At 67.3% G+C, this 19,483-nt stretch carries 16 protein-coding genes; 10 read left to right on the top strand and 6 right to left on the bottom strand.

Going from position 1 to position 19,483, the window contains the following annotated elements; genetic code table 11:
• Position 1 precedes the first annotated feature (1 nt).
• Genes H1343_RS05625 through mbhE form a run of 3 tightly spaced genes read right to left on the bottom strand, consistent with a single transcriptional unit; the run spans position 2 to position 3,098 of the window.
• Positions 2 to 379 carry a sodium:proton antiporter gene (locus H1343_RS05625; RefSeq protein ID WP_185984933.1) on the bottom strand — a complete coding sequence of 126 codons (378 nt, stop codon included), beginning with the start codon at positions 377 to 379 and terminating at the stop codon, positions 2 to 4.
• Positions 376 to 786 carry an MnhB domain-containing protein gene (locus H1343_RS05630; protein ID WP_185984934.1) on the bottom strand — a complete coding sequence of 137 codons (411 nt, stop codon included), beginning with the start codon at positions 784 to 786 and terminating at the stop codon, positions 376 to 378. Before H1343_RS05630 ends, H1343_RS05625 begins: the two co-directional genes overlap by 4 nt.
• Entirely contained in the window at positions 783 to 3,098 is a 2,316-nt protein-coding gene (mbhE, locus tag H1343_RS05635) for a hydrogen gas-evolving membrane-bound hydrogenase subunit E (RefSeq protein ID WP_185984935.1), read from the bottom strand. Before mbhE ends, H1343_RS05630 begins: the two co-directional genes overlap by 4 nt.
• On the opposite strand from mbhE, the gene H1343_RS05640 reads away from it, so the two are divergent.
• From H1343_RS05640 to H1343_RS05670, 7 genes are all read left to right on the top strand, one after another.
• A complete protein-coding gene (locus H1343_RS05640) occupies positions 3,085 to 3,228 on the top strand; it encodes a hypothetical protein (protein WP_185984936.1) in 144 nt (47 codons plus the stop codon). The two genes, mbhE and H1343_RS05640, sit on opposite strands and share 14 nt — an antisense overlap.
• Positions 3,229 to 3,325: 97 nt before the next feature.
• The gene (gene dgcN / locus H1343_RS05645; RefSeq protein ID WP_185985508.1) at positions 3,326 to 4,336 is read left to right on the top strand and encodes an N-acetyltransferase DgcN; all 1,011 of its coding nucleotides are present in this window, start codon (positions 3,326 to 3,328) and stop codon (positions 4,334 to 4,336) included.
• An 83-nt stretch (positions 4,337 to 4,419) separates the two neighbouring features.
• Complete coding sequence (gene metH, locus H1343_RS05650; RefSeq protein WP_185984937.1) at positions 4,420 to 8,199, top strand: methionine synthase; 3,780 nt, start codon at positions 4,420 to 4,422, stop codon at positions 8,197 to 8,199.
• A 56-nt stretch (positions 8,200 to 8,255) separates the two neighbouring features.
• A complete protein-coding gene (locus H1343_RS05655; protein WP_185984938.1) occupies positions 8,256 to 8,573 on the top strand; it encodes a plasmid stabilization protein in 318 nt (105 codons plus the stop codon).
• Positions 8,574 to 8,673: 100 nt separating this feature from the next.
• Positions 8,674 to 9,957 carry an NAD(P)/FAD-dependent oxidoreductase gene (locus H1343_RS05660; RefSeq protein WP_185984939.1) on the top strand — a complete coding sequence of 428 codons (1,284 nt, stop codon included), beginning with the start codon at positions 8,674 to 8,676 and terminating at the stop codon, positions 9,955 to 9,957.
• 17 nt (positions 9,958 to 9,974) lie between these two features.
• Complete coding sequence (gene amaB / locus H1343_RS05665) at positions 9,975 to 11,504, top strand: L-piperidine-6-carboxylate dehydrogenase (protein WP_185984940.1); 1,530 nt, start codon at positions 9,975 to 9,977, stop codon at positions 11,502 to 11,504.
• 124 nt (positions 11,505 to 11,628) lie between these two features.
• Complete coding sequence (locus tag H1343_RS05670) at positions 11,629 to 12,786, top strand: DegT/DnrJ/EryC1/StrS family aminotransferase (protein ID WP_185984941.1); 1,158 nt, start codon at positions 11,629 to 11,631, stop codon at positions 12,784 to 12,786.
• 3 nt (positions 12,787 to 12,789) lie between these two features.
• On the opposite strand, the gene modC is transcribed toward H1343_RS05670, so the two are convergent.
• From modC to modA, 3 genes are all read right to left on the bottom strand, one after another.
• On the bottom strand, positions 12,790 to 13,872 hold the full coding sequence (modC, locus tag H1343_RS05675; protein ID WP_185984942.1) for a molybdenum ABC transporter ATP-binding protein: 1,083 nt from the start codon (positions 13,870 to 13,872) through the stop codon (positions 12,790 to 12,792).
• Complete coding sequence (gene modB / locus H1343_RS05680) at positions 13,872 to 14,549, bottom strand: molybdate ABC transporter permease subunit (RefSeq protein WP_425484632.1); 678 nt, start codon at positions 14,547 to 14,549, stop codon at positions 13,872 to 13,874. The genes modC and modB overlap by 1 nt, the downstream gene beginning before the upstream one ends.
• A 76-nt stretch (positions 14,550 to 14,625) precedes the next feature.
• On the bottom strand, positions 14,626 to 15,378 hold the full coding sequence (modA, locus tag H1343_RS05685) for a molybdate ABC transporter substrate-binding protein (RefSeq protein WP_185984944.1): 753 nt from the start codon (positions 15,376 to 15,378) through the stop codon (positions 14,626 to 14,628).
• Positions 15,379 to 15,582: 204 nt separating this feature from the next.
• Between modA and H1343_RS05690 the strand changes: the two genes are divergently transcribed.
• The 3 genes from H1343_RS05690 to H1343_RS05700 all read left to right on the top strand — a co-directional run bounded on the left by H1343_RS05690 (position 15,583) and on the right by H1343_RS05700 (position 19,479).
• Entirely contained in the window at positions 15,583 to 16,755 is a 1,173-nt protein-coding gene (locus H1343_RS05690) for a sensor histidine kinase (RefSeq protein WP_185984945.1), read from the top strand.
• 21 nt (positions 16,756 to 16,776) lie between these two features.
• Positions 16,777 to 17,694: a LysR family transcriptional regulator gene (locus H1343_RS05695; RefSeq protein WP_185984946.1), complete on the top strand. Its 918-nt coding sequence runs from the start codon at positions 16,777 to 16,779 to the stop codon at positions 17,692 to 17,694.
• A 132-nt stretch (positions 17,695 to 17,826) separates the two neighbouring features.
• Positions 17,827 to 19,479: an OFA family MFS transporter gene (locus tag H1343_RS05700; protein WP_185984947.1), complete on the top strand. Its 1,653-nt coding sequence runs from the start codon at positions 17,827 to 17,829 to the stop codon at positions 19,477 to 19,479.
• Positions 19,480 to 19,483: the final 4 nt, after the last annotated feature.

Here is a 19,483-nt window from a genome sequence, read left to right on the forward strand (position 1 = left end):
GTCAGGCGCGGTCCTCGTCGAAAGGCGTGCCGAGCCGTTCCGCGACGTCGAGCTCGGCATTGTCGAGTGTGCCGATCGAGCGCTGGATCTGCAGGGCGAGCGCGGCGACGTAGGCCGTCAGCGCGAAACCAATGACGATGGCCGTCAGGATCAGGGCTTGTGGCAGCGGATTGGCGGCTTCGGCTGCCAGCGCGTTTTCGCCGCCCGGAATGACCGGGGGCACCTGCGAGACGATGCGCCCGGCGTAGAAGATCACGAGGTTCACTGCGATCGACAGGACCGAGACGCCGAGGATGATGCGCACGACGTGGCGCGACAGGATCATGTAGACGCCGCAGCCGGCGATCGCCGCGATGGCAAATGCATAGAGAAGGTTCAATGCTCGCCCTCCTCTTCGTAGAAGCGCAGGACAAGCGCGAGGATTCCGCTCATCACCACGAGATAGACGCCGATATCGAAGATCAGCGCCGTTCCCGTGTGGAAGTCGCCGGCATGGAACCACCAGTGCGTCAGGTAGGAATCGTCGCTGAAAAGGCCGGGTACGCCGGACACGATCGCCATCACGAGCCCGATGCCCATTACCGTGACGGGATGGAAGGGCAGGGCGCGCCGCGCTGCCGCCACGCCTTCTGCAAGGGCGAGAACCGCGAAACCGGCCGCTGCCATCAATCCGCCGACGAAGCCGCCGCCTGGCTGGTTGTGGCCTCGATACAGGATGAAAATCGAGACCCCGATCAGGATGGCGAAGAAGATGCGCGCAAACGCGGTGAGGATCAGCGAGTTCACGAGGCGCCTCCCGCCGTCTTGCGGATGCGGCGGCGCAGAAGCCCCCAGACCGTCATGGCGCCGAAGGCTATGACTGCGATCTCGCCCATCGTGTCGAGCGCGCGGAAGTCGACCAGAATGACGTTGACGACGTTGCGCCCGAAGGCTTCCGGGTAGCTCGTCGCGCGGTAGTAGTCGCTGAGCGTCAGGTCGAGCGGCATCGTTGTCATCGCGGCAAGCGCGAGGAAGACGAGGAAGGCGAAAGCACCACTCAGGAGCGCGTCCATGCGCCGCTCTGAGCGCATCCGAGTGAGCGTGCGGCGCACCGGCAGGCGTAACAGCAGCGCCATCATGATCACTACGACCAGTACCTCAACCGAAAACTGGGTGAGCGCGAGGTCCGGGGCGCCGTTGAGCAGGAAGAGAAGCGCCGAGCCGAAGCCGCAGATGCCGGCAGCGACCACCGCGCCCAGGAGCGAGATCAGCCGCGCGGCGCACACCGCGCCGAACACCATGAAGGCGAGGATCACGGCCGGGCCGATGCGGAACCCGTCGAGCGAGGTGTCGAGCGCGAACGGGGGAGCGGCTGCGATGAGACCGGCCACGACGATGACGACCGTGGCCCCGAGGACGATCGCGCCGTAACGGTGCTGGTCGCCGTTCTGGAGTATGCGCGTGGAAAGCTTCGCGATCTTGAGAACGCCGTCGAAGACGAAGTTGTATCCTGCATCACCGAGAGCATGGGAAAGCCGCCCGCCCTGCAGCCTTTGCAGGAGAGAGGGCCATGCGAGCCAGAGCCCGATGCCCAGCACGACCACGACGGCGCTCAGCGCGAGCATCGGTGTGAAGCCGTGCCAGAGCGAGAAGGACACCTCGACGGGCGCGCCGACGAGCGCGCTTGCGGCGGGCGCGATCAGCGGGCCTGCGATCAGCGCGGGCGCGAGGCCGAAGAGAAGCGACAGCCCCGCAAGCGTCACGGGACCGAGCGCCATGCCGGCGACTTCCGAGTGCTGCAACGGCAGCGGCGCAAGCCTGCCGCGGAAGAACGGACCGATGCTGGCGAGCAGCGCAATCATCACGAAGGCGGCGTTGCCCAGCACCGTGAGCGCGATCACCAGCCAGTTGGTGCCGGCGTTCAGCTGCGCCTCGAAGATATATTCCTTCGCGATGAAGGCGACCATCGGCGGAAGGCCGGCCATCGAGATCGCCGCGAGACCCGCAGCCGCGGCTGTCCACGGTAGGGCCGTGGCGAGCCCGCTCATCTGCGTGACCTCGGTGCGGCCCGTCGCATGGATAGCCGTGCCGGCACAGAAGAAAAGAGCGGCCTTGTAAAGCGCGTGGCCGAGGATGAAGCCGATCGTGGCGATCGCCGCCGTGTCGCCTTCAAGGCCGATCAGGAGGACGAGCAGGCCGAGCGAGCCGACGGTCGAGTGCGCGAGGATGGCCTTGAAGCCGGGCTGGGTGAGGGCTCGCACGCCCCCGACGATCAGCGTCGCCGTGCCGAAGACGATCAGCGTGATGCCGAAGGCGGGCATGGCCGAAAAGGGCTGGTCAAGCCGGGCCAGCAGATAGACGCCGAGCTTCACCATCGTCGCCGAATGCAGATAGGCCGAAGCCGGTGTCGGCGCGGCCATCGCGCCGGGTAGCCAGAAGTGGAACGGCACCTGCGCGGACTTGGTGAAGGCGCCGAGGAGCACCAGCACGAGGATGGCGGGCGCCAGCGGCGAAGCGGCCAGTTCATCGCCGCGCGTCGCGATCTCGCTCAGCGAATAGGTGTCGAGTGCTAGGCCGATGAGCAGGATGCCTGCGAACAGCGCCAGACCGCCGCCCGCGGTGACGATCAGCGACTGGAGCGCGGCCTTGCGGGCGCTCGCCTTGTAGGAATCGAAGCCGATCAGGAGGAAGGAGACGAGGCTCGTCAGCTCCCAGAAGACGTAGAGGACGATCAGGTGGTCCGTCAGCACCGTGCCGAGCATGGCCGACATGAACAGGAGGATCAGCGCGATGAAGTTCGCGCCCTTCTCCGGTGACTTCTCGGCGAAATAGGCGCCGGCATAGATCGTCACCAGCGTGCCGATGCCGGTGATGAGAAGCGAGAAGAGCCAGGAAAAGCCGTCGAGCCGGAAGGTGAGTTCGACGTTGAGAGCGGGCACCCACTCCACCGTCTCGCTCAATGGGCCATTGGCGGGAAGGCCGAGGCCGAGCATCAGCAACGCGACGAAGAGGCCGCCCGGCGCCAGCGCCATGATCCAGCCGCCGTGCGGGGCGAAGCGGAGAGCGAGAGGGCGAGCGAGAAGGGCGGAGGCGAAGGCCGCGAGAATGATCGAGGTCAACGTCAGGCTCTTCACTCCCCCAAGGCCGATCGGACGCAATTTCGCCCCGGAAAGGCCGATGATGCGCGCCCTTTCTGTCAATCAGGAACCGAAAGGGCAATCCCTTTTTGGCCCGTTCACGGGCGCGTGAGGCGTTTTTGAGGACAGCCGGATTTTGAGCCTTGCGACGCCTTCCCACGCTGCCCGAAGCACTCTAGGAACGATGGTCTGACGGAGCGGAGTGGATGATGAAGATTCAGGCGCCCTACCTCATGTTCCTCGGCGACGTGCCGGATCAGCTCGCGGCCAAGACCGCACACGGCATCGTCGACTGGCGGCGCGAATGGTGCGTCGGCCAGATGCGCCTGCCGGGCTGCGGCGCGGATCTCTCGATCCCGGACATGGACATCGTCGAGGGGCGCGAAGCCGGCGCGAAGACGCTGGTCGTCGGCGTCGCCAATGCCGGCGGCGTTCTCCCGGATCACTGGACGGCGGCCATCGTCGAGGCGATCGAGGCCGGCATGGACGTCGCCTCCGGCCTACACACGCGCCTCGGCTCGGTGCCGGAGATCGCCGAGGCTGCCGAGCGGATGGGTGCCAAGCTCCACGACGTGCGCCATTCCACGCAGCGCTTCGCCACGGGCAAGGGCACGAAGCGTTCGGGCAAACGGATTCTGACGGTCGGCACGGACTGCTCGGTCGGCAAGAAGTACACGGCGCTGGCGCTCGAGAAGGCGATGCGCGATGCCGGCATGGATGCCGATTTCTGCCCCACGGGCCAGACGGGAATCTTCATCGCCGGGCGGGGCGTCGCGATCGACGCCGTCGTCGCGGACTTCATCTCCGGCGCCGTGGAGTGGCTGGCGCCCGAGGCCGATCCGAACCATTGGGATGTGATCGAGGGGCAGGGCTCCCTGTTCCACCCGTCCTTCGCCGGGGTCTCGCTCGGCCTCCTGCACGGCGCGCAGGCCGACGCGTTCGTGGTCTGTCACGAGCCGACGCGCACCAACATGCGCGGCGTCCAGCATAAGCTGCCGACGATCCAGGAGGTTATCGACCTGACGATCCGCTGCGGCAGCCTGACCAACCCCGCGATCCGGCCCGTCGGCATCGCGGTGAACACGCACGCGCTCGGCGAGGCCGAGGCGCGCGACTATCTCGCGAAGGTTTCTGCGGACCATGGCTTGCCGGCCAGCGACCCGGTGCGCTTCGGGGTCGAGGAGATCGTGGCGCGCCTGAAGGAGAGCTTCGCCGGCTGAGGCGTTGAGATTGCTCGCCTCATGATGATATAAGGACTTCTTTATATCCTTATGGGCCGGCTTGCCGGCAGACGGGTGAGGCAATGTCGATCGCGACCGAGGCACTGTTCGGAGCTCCGCCGAAGGCGAGGGAAGACGTCTGGAGCGCGCTGCGAAAGGCGGCGAGCGAACGCATCCTCATTCTCGACGGTGCGATGGGCACCCAGATCCAGGGGCTTGGCTACGACGAGGACCATTTTCGCGGCGAGCGCTTCCTCGGCTGCGAATGCCATCTGCAGGGCAACAACGACCTTCTGGTCCTCACCCAGCCCAAGGCGATCGAGGACATCCATTTCGCCTATCTGATGGCCGGTGCGGACATCGTCGAGACCAACACCTTCTCGGGCACGACCATCGCGCAGGCCGACTACGAGATGGAGGCGGTGGTTTACGAGCTGAACCGGGAGGGCGTGCGCCTCGCGGCCAACGCCTGCCGCCGGGCGGAAAGCGCGGACGGGCGACGCCGTTTCGTGGCCGGTGCCGTCGGGCCGACCAACCGCACCGCATCGATCTCGCCGGACGTCAACAACCCCGGCTTCCGCGCGACGTCCTTCGACGAGCTGCGCATCGCCTACGCCCAGCAGATCCGAGGCCTTCTCGACGGCGGGTCGGACATCATCTTGATCGAGACGATCTTCGACACGCTGAACGCCAAGGCGGCGATCTTTGCGGCCGAGGAAGTGTTCGCCGAGGCGGGCGTCTCGCTGCCGGTGATGATCTCCGGCACGATCACGGACCTGTCGGGGCGCACGCTCTCCGGCCAGACGCCGACGGCCTTCTGGAACTCGGTGCGCCATGCCAAGCCCTTCACGATCGGTCTCAACTGCGCGCTCGGCGCTGAGGCCATGCGCCCGCATCTGGCTGAAATCTCAGCCGTCGCGGACACTTTCGTCTGTGCCTATCCGAACGCGGGGCTTCCGAACGAGTTCGGCCAGTATGACGAGACGCCCGAGGCGATGGCTCGGCAGGTGCGAGAGTTCGCCGAGGAGGGGCTGATCAACGTCGTCGGCGGGTGCTGCGGCTCGACGCCCGAGCATATCCGCGCGATCGCCAAGGCCGTCGAGGGCATGAAGCCGCGTGCTCTGCCAGAGCATGAGCCGCTGATGCGCCTCTCCGGCCTCGAGCCCTTCGCACTGACGAACGACATCCCCTTCGTGAACATCGGCGAGCGCACCAACGTCACCGGCTCGGCCCGCTTCCGCAAGCTCATCACCAATCAGGACTATGCGGCGGCGCTGGACGTCGCGCGCGACCAGGTGGCGAACGGCGCGCAGGTCATCGACATCAACATGGACGAGGGTCTGATCGACTCGAAGGCCGCAATGGTCGAGTTCCTGAACCTCGTCGCCGCCGAGCCGGACATCGCCAAGGTGCCGGTGATGATCGACAGTTCCAAGTGGGAGGTGATCGAGGCCGGTCTGCAATGCGTTCAGGGCAAGCCGATCGTCAACTCGATCTCGATGAAGGAGGGCGAGGAGGCCTTCCTGCACCATGCGCGCCTGTGCCGGCTCTACGGCGCGGCGGTCGTCGTGATGGCGTTCGACGAACAGGGGCAGGCCGACAGTTACGAGCGCAAGGTCGAGATCTGCACGCGCGCCTACAAGCTCCTGACCGAGAACGGCTTCCCGCCCGAGGACATCATCTTCGATCCGAACGTCTTCGCGGTCGCGACCGGCATCGAGGAGCATGACGGATACGGCGTCGCCTTCATCGACGCGACGCGCACCATCCGCGAGACGCTGCCGCACGCCCACATCTCGGGTGGCGTGTCGAACCTCTCCTTCTCGTTCCGCGGCAACGAGCCGGTGCGCGAGGCGATGCACGCGGTCTTCCTCTACCATGCGATCCAGGTCGGCATGGACATGGGCATCGTGAACGCCGGCCAGCTCGCCGTCTACGAGAGCATTGACGCCGATCTGCGCGAGGCCTGCGAGGACGTCGTCCTCGACCGGCATCCCGACCGCGAACAGTCTCCGACCGAGCGTCTTCTGGAGATCGCCGAACGCTATCGCGGCACGGCCGGAAAGGAGGCCAAGGCCAAGGATCTCTCTTGGCGCGAAAAGAGCGTCGAGGATCGCCTCTCCTATGCGCTCGTCAACGGCATCACCGAATACATCGATGCCGACACCGAGGAGGCGCGTCTGAAGGCGGAGCGGCCGCTCCACGTCATCGAGGGTCCCTTGATGGCGGGCATGAACGTCGTCGGCGACCTCTTCGGCGCCGGCAAGATGTTCCTGCCGCAGGTGGTGAAGTCGGCGCGGGTGATGAAGCAGGCCGTCGCCCATCTCCTGCCCTTCATGGAGGAGGAGAAGCGCCAGCGCGCCGCCGCAGGGGGGGGCGAGGAGCGCTCTTCCGCCGGCAAGATCCTGATGGCGACGGTGAAGGGCGATGTCCACGACATCGGCAAGAACATCGTCGGCGTCGTTCTGGCCTGCAACAATTACGAGGTGATCGACCTCGGCGTGATGGTGCCGGCCGCCAAAATCCTCGAGACGGCGAAGGCCGAAAAGGTCGACGTGATCGGCCTGTCGGGCCTCATCACCCCCTCGCTCGACGAGATGGTGCATGTGGCAGCCGAGATGGAGCGCGAGGGCTTCGACATCCCGCTCCTCATTGGCGGGGCGACGACGAGCCGCGTCCACACGGCGGTGAAGATCGACCCGCGCTACGAGAAGGGGCAGACGGTCTATGTGACGGATGCGAGCCGGGCCGTCGGCGTCGTCTCCAGCCTGCTCTCGCCCGAGAACCGCACCGCCTACATGGACGAGGTGCGCACCGAATACCGCAAGGTGGCCGAAGCGCACGCGCGTTCGGAAGCCGAGAAGCGCCGACTGCCGATCGAGCGCGCACGCGAGAACGCGCAGAAGGTGGACTGGGCCGCCTACGAGGCGACGACGCCTTCCTTCCTCGGCACGCGCGTCTTCCAGGACTGGGATCTGGCGGAGCTCGCCCGCTATATCGACTGGACGCCCTTCTTCCAGACCTGGGAGTTGAAGGGCCGCTATCCGAACATCCTCGAGGACGAGAAACAGGGCGAGGCCGCGCGTGCCCTGTTCGCGGACGCGCAGGCGATGCTGAAGCAGATCATCGAGGAGAAGTGGTTTCAGCCCAAAGCCGTGGTCGGCTTCTGGCCGGCCAACGCGGTGGGCGACGACATCCGCCTCTTCATCGACGATGAACGGACCGAGGAGCGCGCGACGTTCTTCACGCTCCGCCAGCAGCTTTCCAAGCGCGACGGGCGGCCGAACGTCGCCTTGTCGGATTTCGTCGCCCCGCTCGGCCAGCGCGAATATGTCGGCGGCTTCGTGGTGACGGCGGGAATTGAGGAGGAGGCGATCTCCAACCGCTTCGCCAAGGCCAACGACGACTACGCCTCGATCATGGTGAAGGCGCTGGCGGACCGCTTCGCCGAGGCCTTCGCCGAGCGCATGCACGAGCATGTGCGCCGCGAGCTCTGGGGGTATGCGGCGGACGAGGCGTTCACCAATGCCGAGCTGATCGGCGAGGCCTATGGCGGCATCCGCCCGGCGCCGGGCTATCCTGCGCAGCCCGATCACACCGAGAAGGTGACGCTGTTCGAGCTCTTGGACGCGGAGGCCGCGATCGGCGTGACGCTGACGGAGAGCTACGCGATGTGGCCCGGCTCCTCGGTCTCCGGGCTCTATCTCGCGCATCCCGACAGCTATTATTTCGGCGTCGCCAAGGTGGAGCGCGACCAGGTCGAAGACTATGCCGAGCGCAAGGGCATGGCCGTGGAGGAAGTTGAGCGCTGGCTGGCGCCTGTCCTCAACTACGTGCCGGCGCCGCGCGAAGCGGCGGCCTGAGGAACCCGCGCAGCCGGCCGCGGGTTTTCCCGGATCATCCGATCCGGGAGGCTGACATGCCGCGTGGAGACAAGTCGAAATACACGGACAAGCAGGAGCGCAAGGCCGACGCGATCGCCGATTCCTACGAGAAGCGCGGCGTTTCCGAAAAGGAGGCGGAGCGCCGCGCCTGGGCGACCGTCAACAAGGACGATGGCGGCGGCAACAAGCCGGGTGGCTCGGGGCGCGGCAAAGAGACAGGCAACCCCGCCGCGCACAAGGGCGGTGAGAAGGGCGGCAAGGCTGCCGCCTCGCGCAGCGCCGCCGACCGCTCGGCTTCCGCGAAGAAGGCGGCCGAGACGCGCAAACGCAACCGTGAGAAAGCCGCGGGCTGACGGTGGGAGGCCGTTGCGGAGCTGGCGATCCCGCGTCACACTTTGTGAGGGCGTGATGTAGCTGCGGCAGGGGATGGATGGCAATGCGGCGGGATGGTCGATGAGGGGCGATCCACGCAGCCACGGCCTGTGGGAGCAATCCGCGCCGCCCGCCCCACCGACGCAGGCCCTGGAGGGTGAGGACGATGTCGATTTCGTCATCGTCGGCGCGGGATACACCGGCCTGTCCGCAGCACTGCATCTGGCAGAGGCTGGCGCGCGACCCGTTGTCCTGGACGCCTGCGAAATCGGCTTCGGCGGTTCAGGCCGCAATGTCGGCCTCGTCAATGCAGGCCTGTGGCTGCGCCCGGACGAGGCACGCGATGCGCTGCCGGCACCCTACGGCGAACGGCTGATCGCACTTCTCGGCGCGGGGCCGCAGGCCGTGTTCGACCTCGTGAAGCGGCATTCGATCCCCTGCGAAGCGATACAGGCCGGCACGCTGCATTGCGCGGTCGGCGCCGGAGGCGAGCGCGAACTCGCCGCGCGCGCCGCACAATGGCGAAAGCTCGGCGCGCCCGTGCGGCTGCTCGATGCCGCGGAGGCCGCGGCCGCGATCGGCACGAGGGCATACGGCGCCGCACTTCTGGACGAGAGAGCCGGCACCATCCAGCCGCTCGCCTACGTGCGGGGTCTGGCTCGCGCGGCGATCCTTGCGGGCGCGACCATCCACACGAACTCGCCCGTCACACGCGCGAGCGAAGAGAACGGGCGCTGGCTGATCGAGACGCCGCGCGGCCGGCTGCGCGCGGGGTTCGTGCTGGTTGCGACCAACGCCTATTCGCACGGGCCTTTCGCCGATGTCGGGCAGGAGCTGGTGCGGCTTCCCTATTTCAACTTCGCGACCGCGCCGCTGCCGCCGGAGCGCGTAGCGGAGATTCTTCCGGGCCGGCAAGGCGCATGGGACACGCGCGAAATCCTCTCCTCGTTTCGTCTCGATGCCACTGGGCGGCTCGTCTTCGGCTCCGTCGGGGCGCTGCGGGGAACCGGCCACGCCATCCACGCCGCCTGGGCGCGGCGCGCCATGACGCAGCTCTTTCCGTCCTTGCGCGACACCGCATTCGAGAGCTGCTGGTTCGGGCAGATCGGCATGACGGCGGATGCGGTGCCGCGCCTGCATCGGCCGGCGCCGAACATGATCTCGTTCAGTGGATACAACGGCCGGGGCATCGCGCCAGGCACGGTATTCGGCCGATTGGCTGCACAGTTCATGACCGGCTCGCTCGCCGAGGCCGACATGCCGCTGCCGTTTACGCCTTTGTCGCGCGTGCGGTTGCGCGGGGCCCGCGAAGCCTACTACGAAGTCGGTGCACAGCTCGCCCATGCCGTGGGCGCCCGAACCTGATCGCCGAGGACCATGCCATGAGCGCAGCGAACGAGGACATCCGCAAAGAGACCCACATGCTCCTTGCTTCACTCGGGGTTTCGGCCGATCGCCTCTCCGGCGGGGCACTCCAGGTCCGCTCGCCGATCGACGGAGCGGAGATCGCCGCCCTTCGTCCGACGACGCCCGAGGAGGCGGACCGCGCCATCGGCGAGGCCGCAAAGGCCTTCGCGTCATGGCGTGCGGTGCCTGCGCCGCGCCGCGGCGAACTCGTGCGCCTCCTCGGCGAAGAGCTTCGTACCCACAAGGACGCGCTCGGCCGGCTCGTTACCATCGAGGCCGGAAAGGTCGTGTCCGAAGGGCTCGGCGAAGTGCAGGAGATGATCGACATCTGCGATTTCGCGGTCGGTCTCTCCCGCCAGCTCTACGGCCTGACCATCCAGTCCGAACGCCCCGACCACCGGATGATGGAGCAGTGGCATCCGGCCGGCGTCGTCGGCATCATCTCGGCTTTCAACTTTCCCGTAGCGGTCTGGTCCTGGAATGCGGCGCTGGCCCTCGTGTGCGGCGATCCAGTGATCTGGAAGCCCTCGGAGAAGACGCCTCTGACCGCGCTCGCCGTGGACGCGATCCTCGCCCGGGCCATTGCGCGCTTCGGCTCGGACGCGCCGCAGGGCCTCGCCGCGCTCCTGATCGGCGGGGCGGAGATCGGTGAAAGGCTCGTCGAAGACAAGCGCGTCGCGGTCGTCTCGGCCACTGGCTCGACGCGCATGGGCCGCGCTGTCGGGGAGCGCGTGGCGCGTCGCTTCGGCAAGTCGATCCTGGAGCTCGGCGGCAACAACGCTTCGATCGTCACACCCTCGGCCGATCTCGACCTGACGCTGCGGGCCGTCGCCTTCGCCGCAATGGGCACGGCCGGCCAGCGCTGCACGACGCTGCGGCGCCTGATCGTCCACGAGAGCGTCTACGACGCGCTGGTGCCGAAGCTGGCGAACGTCTACCGCACGATCTCGGTCGGCAGCCCCCTTTCGAGCGATGCGCTCGTCGGCCCGCTGATCGACGGCGCAGCCTTCGAGGCGATGCAGGCGAGCCTTCGCGCCGCGCGCGAGGCCGGCGGCACCGTGCATGGCGGGGAGCGAGTGGAGGTGGCCGGCACCGCCTCGTTCTACGCACGACCGGCGCTCGTGGAGATGCCGTCGCAGAGCGGGCCGGTGCGCGAGGAGACCTTCGCGCCGATTCTCTACGTCCTCAAATACACCGAGCTCGACGAGGCGATCGCCTTGCAGAACGACGTGCCGCAGGGGCTCTCGTCCTCGATCTTCGCCACCGACATCCGCGAGGTCGAGCGCTACCTGTCCGGAGCGGGCTCGGACTGCGGCATCGCCAACGTCAACATGGGGCCCTCGGGCGCCGAGATCGGCGGGGCATTCGGCGGCGAGAAGGAAACCGGCGGCGGGCGCGAAAGCGGCTCGGACGCCTGGCGCGGATACATGCGGCGCCAGACGAACGCCATCAATTACGGCCGCAGCCTGCCGCTGGCACAGGGCGTCAAGTTCGACATCGGATAGTGCCTTGCGGTCGGCGGGCCACGAAACAAAAACGCGACATTCGTGACTTGCGCCCGCCCGCGCGCGGGCCCAAACCACGCTGCGCCCTCACGGGGGCGCGAGCCAACGGCGGAGCGAAAGCATCTTGAGCGCGAACCTTCCCTTCATCGACCTCGCCAGCCAGCGTGACCGGATACGCCCGCAGATCGACACCGCGATCGCGCGCGTGGTCGATCACGGCGCCTTCATCATGGGGCCCGAGGTCGGGCGGTTCGAGGAAGAGCTTTCGGCTTTCGCCGGCGCGAAGCACACCGTCTCCTGCTCCAACGGCACGGATGCGCTGACGCTCGTCTTGATGGCGTGGGAGATCGGGCCGGGCGATGCCGTTTTCTGCCCGTCCTTCACCTTCGCGGCGACCGCCGAGGTGGTTGCCTTTCTCGGCGCGACGCCGGTCTTCGTCGACATCCACGCCGACACGTTCAATATGGATCCGGCGAGCCTTCGCACCGCCATCGACGAGGTCAAAGCCACGGGCGAACTGCGCCCGCGCGCGGTGATCGCGGTCGATCTCTTCGGGCAGATGGCGGACTATGCTGCAGTCCGCGCTCTATGCGACGAGCACCGCCTTTCGCTCATCTCGGATGCCGCGCAGGGCTTCGGCGCGACCCTCGATGGGCAGCGCGCCAATGTCTTCGCTGATGCGGTGACGACGAGCTTCTTTCCGGCCAAGCCGCTCGGCTGCTACGGCGACGGTGGCGCTATCCAGACGCAGGACGACGATCTGGCGGCGACCCTGCGCTCGTTGCGGGTGCATGGTGCGGGTACGGACCGCTACGACAATGTGCGCATCGGCATGACGGGCCGCCTCGACACCATTCAGGCGGCGGTGCTGATCGAAAAGCTCGCGATCTTCGAGGACGAGATCGCCGCACGCGGACGCATCGCCGAACGCTACAACGCGCTTCTGGCCGACGTCGCGGACGTTCCGGTGCTGGCGGGCGGCGCGGTCTCGACCTGGGCGCAGTACACGCTCAAGCTGCCCGTCGGCGCGCGCCCGGCCTTCCAGTCCGCACTCGGCAAGGCCGGCGTGCCCACGGCGATCTACTACCCCAAGCCGCTGCACCGGCAGACCGCGTATCAGGCCTTCCCGGTCGCCGGAAACGGCCTGCCGGCAAGCGACGGGGTGGCCGATCAGGTGATCTCGCTGCCGATGCACCCATATCTTTCCGAAGCCGATCAGGACCGGATCGTTGCGGCCGCGCGCGAGGCGCTGGACGCGGACGCGCTCGCCGCGGCGAGCTAGCTTTCAGCGGGACGCCAGCAGCGACACGGCCTTGATCTGAGCGGTTGCCGTCTCGCCCTCCGCGAGCTTCAGGCTGTTCAGCGAACGGCGGGTCAGACGGGCCACGAAGTCCGCCCCGGCCCCTTCGCCGAGCGCCAGATAGACATGCGCCTCGGCCTCGCCGAGCGGCTCGATGCCGGTGACACGCACCGGCACCTTGTTGAGAATGCTCGTGTCCACGGCGGCGCTGCGCGTCAGCGAGACGTCGCCGGCTGCGATGCGCACACGAACCGGCGCTCCGGGCGCAAAGCCGCTGCCGACCGTCAGGATTTCCTGTCCCAGAACGTCGAGGACGAGGATGCCGTCCGTGTCCGTCCGGCTGACCGTGCCAGGAAGGATCGAGGCGAGATCGCGCCTGAGGCCCAGCGGTGAGCCGCGCGCCGTCAGCGCTTCGTTGACGGGGCCGGACGAGACGACCCGCCCCTCGCGCATCAGGACGAGATGGTCTGCCAGGCGCTCCACCTCCGCGATATCGTGCGAGACGAGAAGGATCGGAATTCGCAGCTCTGCGTGCAGCGCCTCGAAATAGGGAAGGATCTCGTCCTTGGCCATGCGGTCTAGCGCGGCCAGCGGCTCGTCCATCAGGAGAAGCCGTGGCTGCGAGAGAAGCGCGCGTCCGATGGAGACGCGCTGGCGCTCGCCGCCGGACAGATGCGCCGGCTCGCGGTCCACGAGCCGCGACAGACCGAGAAGTTCCACCACATCGTCGAAGCGGATGGCATGATCCGCGCCCTTCGCGCGGCGCTGGCCGTAGGTGAGGTTCCGGCGCACGGAGAGATGCGGGAAGAGGCTGGCCTCCTGAAAGACGTAGCCGACCGCGCGTCGGTGCGTGGGCAGGAAACTGCGTCCGCGCTGCCAGTCCTCGTCGCCGACCAGGATGTGCCCTTCGAGCCGCTGGAGGCCGGCCAGCGCACGCAGGATCGTCGTCTTTCCGCAGCCGGAGGGGCCGAAGAGTGCCGTGATCCCGCGCATCGGAGCCTGGAACGCTGTGTCGAGATCGAAATTGCCGAGCCGTCCGGCGAGCTTCACATCGATCAGATCAGCCATCAGAGGACTCCGGCGCGCGAGCGCCGCGCCAGCGTGGAGACGGTGAGGATGACGATGAAGGAAAAGACCAGCATGCCGAGCGACAGGATGTGAGCCTCGCGCCAGCGCAGCGTTTCGACGAAATCGTAGATCGCGACCGAAAGCACCTTCGTCTCGCCTGGGATGTTGCCGCCGATCATCAGGATCACGCCGAACTCGCCGACCGTATGGGCGAAGCCCAGAACGGCGCCCGTCAGAAATCCCGGCCGCGCAAGCGGCACGGCCACCGTGACGAACCGGTCCCACGGCGAGGCGCGCAGCGTTGCCGCGACCTCCAGCGGACGCTCGCCCATCGCTTCGAAAGCGTTGCGGATCGGCTGGACGACAAAGGGCATGGAGTAGATCACCGAGCCGGCGACGAGGCCTTCGAAAGTGAAGGCGAAGGTGCGAAGGCCGACGAATGGCCCGAACCAGCCGCCGAGGCCGGAGGGGCCGAGCGCGATCAGGAGATAGAAGCCGAGAACGGTCGGCGGGAGCACCAGGGGCAGGGCGACGATGGTCGCGACGACCTCGCGCCAGCGCGAACGCGAGCGTGCGAGCCACCACGCGATCGGCGTTCCGACGATGAGGAGGACGATCGTTGAGATGACCGCAAGCTCGATCGTCAGGCGGATGGGCGACCAGAGTTCGGGGGTCATGGCGGAGGGCATGTCTCCCGTCGAAAGGGCGGGGAAGGAGGCAGGGCGGGAAACGATCCCGCCCCATCATAGGCGGTCAGCGATCGAGGGCGTAGCCGTACTTCTCGATGATCGCGCCGGCTTCGTCGCCCTGGAGGAATTCGAGGAAGGCGATGGCTGCCGGGTTGTCCTCGCCCGTCGTCAGGAGGACCGCGTCCTGGTTGATCGGCTCGTAGAGATCCTGGGGAACGATCCAGCGCGAGCCGGCCTCGGTCTGCGAGACCTGACCGAGTGCCACGAAGCCGAGTTCGGCGTTGCCGGTCTCGACGAACTGGAAGGCCTGGCCGATGTTCTGCCCCTGCACGATCTTCGGCTGCAGCGTTTCGTAGACGCCGAGCGCTTCCATTGCCTCCACGGCCGCGGCGCCGTATGGGGCGGTTTCTGGATTGGCGATCGAGATCTGATCGAAGTCCGCGCTCTCCAGCGTCTCCGGCCCCGTCACGACACCATCCTGAGCCGAGTAGAGGACGAGTTGACCGATCGCATAGGTGAAGACGGAGCCCTCGACACCGTAGCCCTCTTCCACGGCGAGCGTCGGGCGCTCGTCGTCTGCCGCCAGGAACACCTCGAACGGCGCTCCCTGCGTGATCTGCGTGTAGAACTGGCCGGTCGCCCCGAAAGACAGCACCGCTTCGTGCTCGCCACCCGCTGCGAAGGCGGCGGCGATCTCGTTCGCGGCGTCTGTGAAGTTGGCCGCAACCGCGACGCTCACCGTTTCGGCGAAGCTCGCTGCGGGAAGGGCAACGCTCGCCGCCAGCGCGCAAGCCAAAGTAGTGGCGATCTTCGACATGAGTTCCCCGATATGTTCGATCAGACATAACGTGCCATACGACCGGCATGGCCGTGCCGCAAGCGATATGTTCGCGAGGCGATATCGAGCCTTGCGCGACACGCCGTGTGGAAGGCGGTCACAACCCTTGCGTCCGCCGCATTCTCGTGGTTTTCGGGAAGTGAGAGCGCGCCCTTGTGCTTTCCTTGATGAAAGGCATGGGCCATGCAGGTCGAGCTGGCTGAATCGGCGCCCCGCCGCGATGAACTCGCCTACCGGCTCAAGCAGCAGAAGCTTCTGGCCGATTTCGCGCGCATGGCGCTTCAGACCGAGGACGTCGCACGCCTCCTGCAGCAGGCGAGCGAACTGTGCGCGCGCGGTCTGGAGGCGCCTTTTTGCAAGGCGCTCGAATACGACCCGCGCTCCGACATGCTGGTGATGCGCGGCGGCTGGGGTTGGGCTCCTGGTGAGGTCGGCTCGGCAACGCTCGGTGCCGATCTCGAATCGCCGGCCGGATACGCCTTTCACACCGGCGAGTCCGTCCTGTCGAACCATCTGGAGGGCGAGACGCGCTTCCGCACGCCCTCGCTCCTGCGCGAGTACGGGATCCGCCGTGCGGTCAACGTCCTGATCGACCGGGGCGGGCAGGCGCAGCACGCCTTCGGCGTCCTGGAGGTCGACAGCCCCGATCCGGGCGACTTCGACGCGGCCGACGTGGACTTCCTGTCAGGCTGCGCGCGGGTTCTCGGCGTTGCGATCGAGCGCGCGCACACCAACCAGCAACTGCGTGAGGCGCTGGAGACGCAGGCGCTCCTGACGCGCGAGATGAACCACCGCGTCAAGAACAGCCTCGGCGTTGTCGGCGGCCTCCTGCGCGTGAACGCCAATTCGGTCACGGACCCGGTCGCCAGGGCCGCACTGACGGATGCGGAATCGCGCATCCTCACCATTGCGCGCGTCCATGATCATCTGTGGCGCGGCGCCAATGTCAGCGAGGTCGACCTTTCATCCTTCCTCGGCGAACTGTGCGACAAGCTCTCCGTCGCTGCCGGCCGGTTGGAGATCGTCTGCCGCGCCGAGAAGATCGTCGTCAGCGCCGACAAGGCGATCCCGATCGGCCTCGTCGTCAATGAACTGGCCACCAACGCCGTCAAATATGCCTATGCGGAAGGGGAGGCGGGCGTCGTCGAGGTGCAGTTGCTCCGCGATGGCGAGATGGCAACGATCCGCGTGCGCGATTACGGCGTCGGCGTCTCGCCGGATTTCGACCTCGCCGCTCGGCGGCAGAGCTTCGGCATTCGCGTGATCATGAGCCTCGTCCAGCAACTCGACGCCTCCTTCGCGCTCGAACCGACCGAGCGTGGCGCGAGCTTTCTCATGACGTTCGACCCGCGCTAGATTGCCTGGCGGGGAGGCGCCATGCAGATCAGGAACGTCGAGTATTTCGTCACGCTGGCGCGCGAGAAGCATTTCCGCCGCGCGGCCGAGGCCTGCGGTGTCTCGCAGCCGACGCTTTCGGCCGGCATCGGCGCGCTCGAAGCCTCGCTCGGCATCCGCCTCGTCGCGCGCGAGCGGCGTTTCGTCGGGCTGACACCGGAGGGCGAGGCGGCGCTGCCCTGGGCCCGCCAGCTCTTGGCCGACTATGACGGGCTTCTACGGGCCGGCGGCCAGCCCGGCGTCGGCCTGCGCGGGCGTCTGCGGCTCGGCGCCATCCCCGCAGCGATGCCCGTCGTCGGCGCCATCGCACCGGTGCTGGCGGCCGAGCACCCGGATCTGCGCCTCATCATCCTTTCAATGAACTCCCGGCAGATCGAGCGCGAGCTCGGCGCGCGCGATATCGACGGCGGCCTCACCTATCTCGAGAACGAGCCGCTGTCGGACGTCATCTCATCAACCTTCTATGAGGAGCACTACCACTTCGCGACGCCCGCCGCCGGGCCCTTCGCGGGGCGCGAGAGCGTGACCTGGGCGGAAGCGGCCATCGCCCCCCTGTGCCTGTTGACGCGCGACATGCAGAACCGCCGCATCCTCGACGCGCAGATGCGACGGGTGGGCGTGGAGGCCGCGCCGCGCGCCTCGGCCAATTCCTACGCCGCGCTGTTCTCACTGGTGCGCCACGGCGGCCTGTCCTCGATCCTCTCGCATGTTCAGGCGCGGGCGGTGGCGGACGATCCCGATATTCTGGTCCTGCCCTTCGCTGACCCGGCGCCGCCGCAAGCCGTCGGTCTCGTGGTGCCCGACCGCTATCCGATGTCCCTGAAGAGCCGGGCGATCCTGACCTGCGTGCGCAGCCCGGCCTTCCGCCAGACCATGAATTCCTTCCGTGAAAGGGACTGACGACCCCCATTCTGATAGGTGATGCCTATCACTGATCGCATTGTCACATTTGACCCGTTCTAAATTCGCAGCGAACCTTAGGGCGTGAGGAGACGGGCGCGAAGGCGTGCCGTGAAGCGGCTGGGAGGCCCCATGACTTCTGCGATCGACACCGCGCGTCCATCCGCGGGAAGCTTTCTGGATCGTGAACGCACCATCGCGACGCCGGGCTTCAACCGCTGGCTCATTCCGCCCTGTGCGTTGGCGATCCATCTGTGCATCGGCATGGCCTACGGCTTCTCGGTGTTCTGGCTTCCCCTGTCGCGCGCGATCGGCGTCTCGCAGCCCGTCGCCTGCGAAGGCATGACACTCTTCGGCGCGCTCTTCACCACCACCTGCGACTGGCGGGTTTCCGACCTCCTCTGGATGTACACGCTGTTCTTCGTCGTTCTCGGCGTTGCGGCGGCGGTCTGGGGCGGCTGGCTTGAGCGCGCGGGGCCGCGCAAGGCCGGCGTCGTCTCGGCCTTCTGCTGGTGCGGCGGCATGGTGATCGCCGCCGTCGGCATCATGACCCACCAGCTCTGGCTGATGTGGCTCGGCTCGGGCGTCATCGGCGGCATCGGCCTCGGTCTCGGGTACATCTCCCCCGTGTCCACCCTCATCAAGTGGTTTCCGGACCGCCGCGGCATGGCCACGGGCATGGCGATCATGGGGTTCGGCGGCGGCGCGATGATCGGCTCGCCGCTGGCCGACATCCTGATGCGGTACTTCGCGACGCTGGAGGGCGTCGGCGTCTGGCAAACCTTCCTTGTCCTCGCGGCCGGCTACTTCGTTTTCATGATGGCTGGCGCGCTCGGCTACCGCGTACCGCCGACAGGCTGGGCGCCGAAGGGGTGGACGCCGCCCGCTGCCAAGAACACCATGATCACGACAGCCAACGTCCATCTGAAGGATGCGCACAAGACGCCGCAGTTCTGGCTGATCTGGATCGTTCTCCTGACCAACGTCTCGGCCTCGATCGGCATCATCGGCGTCGCCTCGCCCATGCTGCAGGAAATCTTCGCCGGCCGGCTGATTGGTGCGGAGGGCGTCGGCTTCCTCGATTTCGACGCAACCCAGCGCGCCGCTGCGGCGGCCGTGGGCGCGGGCTTCGTCGGGCTTCTGTCGCTGTTCAACATCGGCGGGCGGTTCTTCTGGGCTTCGCTGTCGGACCGGATCGGCCGCAAGATGATGTATGCGACGATCCTCGCGCTCGGCGTGCTCCTCTACGCCGCCCTTATCCCGTTCACCTCCGCGACCGGCTGGACCTTCGTCTTCGTCGCCTCGCTCTGCGTCATCGCCTCGATGTACGGCGGCGGCTTCGCGACCGTGCCGGCCTATCTCGCCGATGTCTTCGGTACGCAGTTCGTCGGCGCCATTCATGGTCGCCTGCTGACGGCGTGGTCGCTCGCCGGCATCTTCGGCGGTCTCATCACCGGCACGATCCGTGACAACCAGATCGCTGCGGGCGTCGCGCGGGATCAGGTGTACCAGCCGATCTTCTTCACGGTCGCAGCGCTTCTGGCGGTCGGCTTCGTCGCCAACCTCCTCGTGCGTCCGGTGGCCGAGAAGTGGCAGATGCGCCAGGACCCTAAGGGCGCGGTGCCGGCGGGAGCTCCCGCTGCGACGGCCGCGGTCGCTGGCGGGGACTACGGCATCGGCAAGGGCGGCTTCGACGCCAAGGCGGCGCTCGCCTGGGCCGCGGTCGGCATACCTCTCCTGTGGGGCGTCTACATCACGCTCCTCAAGGCTGCCGCGCTGTTCTAGAATA

Origin of the sequence: Aureimonas mangrovi, assembly GCF_014058705.1 — a bacterium.
GTDB classification, from domain to species: Bacteria; Pseudomonadota; Alphaproteobacteria; order Rhizobiales; family Rhizobiaceae; genus Aureimonas; species Aureimonas mangrovi.

Coding starts and splice junctions, on each gene's coding strand:
- H1343_RS05695 (WP_185984946.1), top strand. CDS start 16,777: ATGCAGATCAGGAACGTCGAGTATTTCGTCACGCTGGCGCGCGAGAAG.
- H1343_RS05700 (WP_185984947.1), top strand. CDS start 17,827: ATGACTTCTGCGATCGACACCGCGCGTCCATCCGCGGGAAGCTTTCTG.
- H1343_RS05655 (WP_185984938.1), top strand. CDS start 8,256: ATGCCGCGTGGAGACAAGTCGAAATACACGGACAAGCAGGAGCGCAAG.
- modA (WP_185984944.1), bottom strand. CDS start 15,378: ATGTCGAAGATCGCCACTACTTTGGCTTGCGCGCTGGCGGCGAGCGTT.
- H1343_RS05660 (WP_185984939.1), top strand. CDS start 8,674: ATGAGGGGCGATCCACGCAGCCACGGCCTGTGGGAGCAATCCGCGCCG.
- H1343_RS05690 (WP_185984945.1), top strand. CDS start 15,583: ATGCAGGTCGAGCTGGCTGAATCGGCGCCCCGCCGCGATGAACTCGCC.
- dgcN (WP_185985508.1), top strand. CDS start 3,326: ATGAAGATTCAGGCGCCCTACCTCATGTTCCTCGGCGACGTGCCGGAT.
- metH (WP_185984937.1), top strand. CDS start 4,420: ATGTCGATCGCGACCGAGGCACTGTTCGGAGCTCCGCCGAAGGCGAGG.
- modB (WP_425484632.1), bottom strand. CDS start 14,549: ATGACCCCCGAACTCTGGTCGCCCATCCGCCTGACGATCGAGCTTGCG.
- amaB (WP_185984940.1), top strand. CDS start 9,975: ATGAGCGCAGCGAACGAGGACATCCGCAAAGAGACCCACATGCTCCTT.
- H1343_RS05640 (WP_185984936.1), top strand. CDS start 3,085: ATGATCGAGGTCAACGTCAGGCTCTTCACTCCCCCAAGGCCGATCGGA.
- modC (WP_185984942.1), bottom strand. CDS start 13,872: ATGGCTGATCTGATCGATGTGAAGCTCGCCGGACGGCTCGGCAATTTC.